The sequence below is a fragment of the Micromonospora sp. 4G55 genome (assembly GCF_016803375.1).
Genome location: NZ_JAEVHN010000511.1, coordinates 1 through 4,478 on the forward strand (window position 1 = coordinate 1; position 4,478 = coordinate 4,478).

The window sequence follows — 4,478 nt, forward strand, 5'->3', positions numbered from 1 at the left end:
CGGTCGCCGCGGTCACGGCGCGGGCGGGACGGACCGGCCTCGGCCGGAGCCTCCCGGCCCGGGACGGCGTCGCCCTTGTAGATCCAGACCTTCACGCCGATCCGGCCGAAGGTGGTACGGGCCTCGAAGAAGCCGTACTCGATGTTGGCCCGCAGCGTGTGCAGCGGGACGCGACCCTCGCGGTAGAACTCGGTCCGGCTCATCTCGGCACCGCCGAGACGACCCGACACCTGGACCCGGATGCCCTTGCAGACCGGGTTCTTCATCGCCGACTGCATCGCCTTGCGCATCGCCCGACGGAAGCTGACCCGGCTGGAGAGCTGCTCGGCGACGCCCTGGGCGACCAGCTGCGCGTCCGACTCGGGGTTCTTCACCTCGATGATGTTCAGCTGCACCTGCTTGCCGGTGAGCTTCTCCAGCTCGCCGCGGATCCGGTCGGCCTCCGCACCCTTCCGGCCGATGACGATGCCCGGCCGGGCGGTGTGGATGTCCACGCGGACCCGGTCACGGGTGCGCTCGATGTCGACCTTCGAAATGCCGGCACGCTCGAGGCCCTTGGACATCATCCGGCGGATCTTGACATCCTCGCCGATGTAGTCCTTGTAGAGCTTGTCCGCGAACCAGCGGGACTTCCAGTCGGTCGAGATGCCGAGCCGGAACCCAGTGGGGTGAACCTTCTGACCCATTACTCGGCGCCCTCCGTCTTGCTCTCCGTCTCAGCGGCCTCGGCCTGCTTCGCCGGGGCGGCCTTCTTCGCGGCGGCCTTCTTCGGCGCAGCCGGCGCGACCGCCTCGACCGCCACGGTGATGTGGCAGGTGCGCTTGCGGATCCGGTACGCCCGGCCCTGCGCCCGCGGCCGGAACCGCTTCATGGTCGGGCCCTCGTCGACGAACGCCTCGCTGACGAGCAGCGCGTCGGGGTCCAGCCGCTCGTTGTTCTCCGCGTTGGCGATCGCGCTCGCGAGCACCTTGTACACCTGCTCGCTCGCAGCCTGCGGCGCGAACTGCAGCACCGTGAGCGCCTCCTTCGCGGGCAGGCCGCGGACGAGGTTGACCACCCGGCGCGCCTTCATCGGCGAGATGCGCACGTGCCGCGCAACCGCCCGCGCGCCCGGAAGCACCGGAGCGTCGCCCTTTCCTGGCATCGCTGTAACCCCTTGTTCCTCTATCCGTATGCCCGCGGCGTCAGCGCCGACGGCTCTTCCGGTCGTCCTTCTCGTGACCCTTGAACGTGCGGGTCAGCGCGAACTCGCCGAGCTTGTGCCCGACCATCGCCTCGGTCACGAACACCGGGACGTGCTTGCGTCCGTCGTGCACGGCGATCGTGTGACCCAGCATCTCCGGGATGATCGTCGAGCGCCGCGACCAGGTCTTGATGACGTTCTTCGAGCCCTTGTCGTTCTGCGTCTCCACCTTCTTGAGCAGGTGGTCGTCGACGAACGGGCCCTTCTTCAGGCTGCGAGGCATGTCTTATCTCCCTCAGCCGCGCTTACGCGTGGCGTAGCGACGGCGGACGATCAGCCGGTCACTCGGCTGGCCCTTACGACGGGTGCGGCCCTCGGGCTTACCCTGCGGGTTGACCGGGTGGCGACCGCCGGAGGTCTTACCCTCACCACCACCGTGCGGGTGGTCGACCGGGTTCATCGCCACACCACGGACGGTCGGGCGCTTGCCCTTCCACCGCATGCGGCCGGCCTTGCCCCAGTTGATGTTCGACTGGTCGGCGTTGCCGATCTCGCCGATGCTGGCGCGGCAGCGCACGTCCACCCGCCGGATCTCACCGGACGGCATGCGGAGGGTCGCGTACACACCCTCACGGCCGAGCAGCTGGATGCCGACGCCGGCCGAACGGGCCAGCTTGGCGCCGCCGCCGGGACGAAGCTCCACGTTGTGGATCGTCGTACCGACCGGGATGTTGCGCAGCGGCAGGTTGTTGCCCGGCTTGATGTCGGCACCCGGACCGGACTCGACGCGGTCGCCCTGCTTCAGGTCCTTCGGCGCGATGATGTACCGCTTCTCGCCGTCGGCGTAGTGCAGCAGCGCGATGCGCGCGGTGCGGTTCGGGTCGTACTCGATGTGCGCGACCTTCGCCGGCACGCCGTCCTTGTCGACCCGCTTGAAGTCGATCAGGCGGTACTGCCGCTTGTGGCCGCCACCGTGGTGCCGGGTGGTGATCCGGCCGTGGGCGTTGCGTCCGCCCTTCTTCGGCAGCGGAGCCAGCAGCGACTTCTCGGGCGTCGACCGGGTGATCTCGGCGAAGTCGGCGACGCTGGAGCCACGCCGGCCCGGCGTCGTCGGCTTGTACTTACGGATAGCCATTGTCTACACCCCTCAGCTGACCGGGCCGCCGAAGGCCTCGATACGGTCACCGTCAGCCAGCTTCACGATCGCCCGCTTGGTCGCCTTGCGCTGACCGAAACCGGTCTTGGTGCGCTTGCGCTTGCCCTCGCGGTTGAGCGTGTTGACCGTCAGGACGCGGACGTTGAAGATCTGCTGGATAGCGATCTTGATCTCGGTCTTGTTGGCGTCCGGGTGCACCAGGAAGGTGTACCAGTTCCGGTTCAGCTCGCTGTAGCTCTTCTCCGAGACGACCGGCGCGACGATGATGTCGCGCGGATCGGCGATCGTGCTCACTTGCCACCCTCCTCGGTGGTCTCGGCGGGAACGCCCAGGAACTCGTCCAGGGCCTCCTTGGTGAAGACCACGTCGTCGGCCACCAGCACGTCGTACGTGTTGAGCTGGCCGGCCTCGATCAGGTGCACCCGCGGCTCGTTGCGCAGCGACACCCAGTTCAGCTCGTCGGCGCTGCTCAGCACGACCAGGACCCGACGGGCCTCGGTCAGCTTCGCCAGCGTGGCCAGAGCGGCCTTGGTCGACGGCTTCTCGCCCGAGACGAAGGCCTCGACGACGTGCACCTGGCCGGCGCGCGCCCGGTCGGAGAGGGCGCCACGCAGGGCGGCGGCCTTCATCTTCTTGGGGGTGCGCTGGCTGTAGTCGCGCGGGACCGGGCCGTGCACCACGCCACCGCCGGCGAACTGCGGCGCGCGGATCGAGCCCTGCCGGGCACGACCGGTGCCCTTCTGCTTGTACGGCTTCTTGCCGCCACCGGCGACCTCGCCGCGGGTCTTGACCTTGTGCGTGCCCTGCCGGGCCGCCGCGAGCTGGGCCACCACGACCTGGTGCATCAGCGCGAGGTTGGCCTGGACGTCGAAGATGTCGGCCGGCAGCTCCACGGAGCCGCTCTTGGCGCCCTCGACGTTGCGGACGTCAACGGTGGTCACTTGGCCGCACCGCCCTTCTTCACCTTGGTCTTGGCCGCGGTACGGACCAGGACCAGCGCGCCCTTGGGGCCGGGGATGGCACCACGGACGAGCAGGAGGTTGTTCTCGGTGTCGACCGCCTGGACGGTCAGGTTCTGGACGGTGTAGCGCACGCCACCCATCCGGCCCGCCATCCGGGTGCCCTTGAAGACGCGACCCGGGGTGGCGCAGGCGCCGATGGAGCCCGGCGAGCGGTGCTTGCGCTCCACACCGTGGCTGGCGCGCAGACCGTGGAAGCCGTGCCGCTTCATCGGGCCGGCGTAGCCCTTGCCCTTGGTCTTGCCGGTGACGTCGATGGTGACGCCGGCCGGGAACTGCTCGACCGTGACCTCCTGGCCCAGCGAGTAGTCCTCGGCGTCCGAGGTGCGCAGCTCGACGATGTGCCGGCGCGGCGCCACGTCCGCCTTCGCGTAGTGCCCGCCCAGCGGCTTCTTGACCTTGCGCGGGTCGATCGTGCCGTAGGCGAGCTGGACCGCGGAGTAACCGTCCTTCTCGGCGCTACGAACCTGGCTGACGACGCACGGGCCGGCCTGAACCACGGTCACCGGGACAACGCGGTTGTTGTCCCAGACCTGGGTCATGCCGAGCTTTGCGCCCAGGATCCCCTTGACTTGCCTGTCCATTTGTCCGGTCCCTACAGCTTGATCTCGATGTCGACGCCAGCCGGCAGGTCGAGGCGCATGAGCGAGTCGACCGTCTTCGGGGTCGGGTCGATGATGTCGATCAGCCGCTTGTGCGTGCGCATCTCGAAGTGCTCGCGCGAGTCCTTGTACTTGTGCGGCGAGCGGATAACGCAGAAACGGTTGATCTCCGTGGGCAGCGGCACCGGGCCTGCGACCTGCGCCCCGGTACGCGTCACCGTCTCGACGATCTTCCGCGCCGAGGAGTCGACGACCTCGTGGTCATAGGCCTTGAGCCGGATGCGGATCTTCTGTCCCGCCATGGTGGCTTCTGTTCCTTCTCTCGATGCCGCTGTGTTGCGGGCGCTGTACCGGCTGGTACAGGCCCACTTCGCCGACCCCCGCGGTCGGGCGTGTCGCGCCCTCGGGCCAGGCTCCGCCCCGGGACTCCGGAGCGATTCTCAGACCACGCGGTGGGTCAAGGCGCCGATCGCATCACAGCGATCTGGACGCCGTGCGAGGTGGTTGACCGCCAGGGG

Annotated in this window: 8 protein-coding genes; all 8 read right to left on the reverse strand. The window is 68.7% G+C overall.

Annotated elements, in window-relative coordinates; translation table 11 throughout:
• The coding region (gene rpsC, locus JNW89_RS28605) for a 30S ribosomal protein S3 (protein ID WP_238451469.1) at positions 1-686 on the reverse strand (686 nt) is incomplete at its 3' end.
• Entirely contained in the window at positions 686-1,144 is a 459-nt protein-coding gene (gene rplV / locus JNW89_RS28610; protein WP_088960255.1) for a 50S ribosomal protein L22, read from the reverse strand. The genes rpsC and rplV, both read right to left, overlap by 1 nt.
• A gap of 40 nt (positions 1,145-1,184) precedes the next feature.
• The gene (gene rpsS / locus JNW89_RS28615; protein WP_007073032.1) at positions 1,185-1,466 is read right to left on the reverse strand and encodes a 30S ribosomal protein S19; all 282 of its coding nucleotides are present in this window, start codon (positions 1,464-1,466) and stop codon (positions 1,185-1,187) included.
• A gap of 12 nt (positions 1,467-1,478) precedes the next feature.
• Positions 1,479-2,318, reverse strand: a complete 840-nt coding sequence (rplB, locus tag JNW89_RS28620; protein WP_088998353.1) for a 50S ribosomal protein L2 — start codon at positions 2,316-2,318, stop codon at positions 1,479-1,481.
• Between the two features lie 12 nt (positions 2,319-2,330).
• Entirely contained in the window at positions 2,331-2,633 is a 303-nt protein-coding gene (rplW, locus tag JNW89_RS28625; RefSeq protein ID WP_073834931.1) for a 50S ribosomal protein L23, read from the reverse strand.
• Positions 2,630-3,280: a 50S ribosomal protein L4 gene (gene rplD / locus JNW89_RS28630; protein WP_154941819.1), complete on the reverse strand. Its 651-nt coding sequence runs from the start codon at positions 3,278-3,280 to the stop codon at positions 2,630-2,632. Before rplD ends, rplW begins: the two co-directional genes overlap by 4 nt.
• Positions 3,277-3,942 carry a 50S ribosomal protein L3 gene (rplC, locus tag JNW89_RS28635; RefSeq protein ID WP_238451470.1) on the reverse strand — a complete coding sequence of 222 codons (666 nt, stop codon included), beginning with the start codon at positions 3,940-3,942 and terminating at the stop codon, positions 3,277-3,279. Before rplC ends, rplD begins: the two co-directional genes overlap by 4 nt.
• Positions 3,943-3,953: 11 nt before the next feature.
• Positions 3,954-4,262, reverse strand: a complete 309-nt coding sequence (rpsJ, locus tag JNW89_RS28640; protein ID WP_007073037.1) for a 30S ribosomal protein S10 — start codon at positions 4,260-4,262, stop codon at positions 3,954-3,956.
• Between the last annotated feature and the right edge of the window lie 216 nt (positions 4,263-4,478).

Coding starts and splice junctions, on each gene's coding strand:
- rpsS (WP_007073032.1), bottom strand. CDS start 1,466: ATGCCTCGCAGCCTGAAGAAGGGCCCGTTCGTCGACGACCACCTGCTC.
- rplC (WP_238451470.1), bottom strand. CDS start 3,942: ATGGACAGGCAAGTCAAGGGGATCCTGGGCGCAAAGCTCGGCATGACC.
- rplB (WP_088998353.1), bottom strand. CDS start 2,318: ATGGCTATCCGTAAGTACAAGCCGACGACGCCGGGCCGGCGTGGCTCC.
- rplV (WP_088960255.1), bottom strand. CDS start 1,144: ATGCCAGGAAAGGGCGACGCTCCGGTGCTTCCGGGCGCGCGGGCGGTT.
- rpsJ (WP_007073037.1), bottom strand. CDS start 4,262: ATGGCGGGACAGAAGATCCGCATCCGGCTCAAGGCCTATGACCACGAG.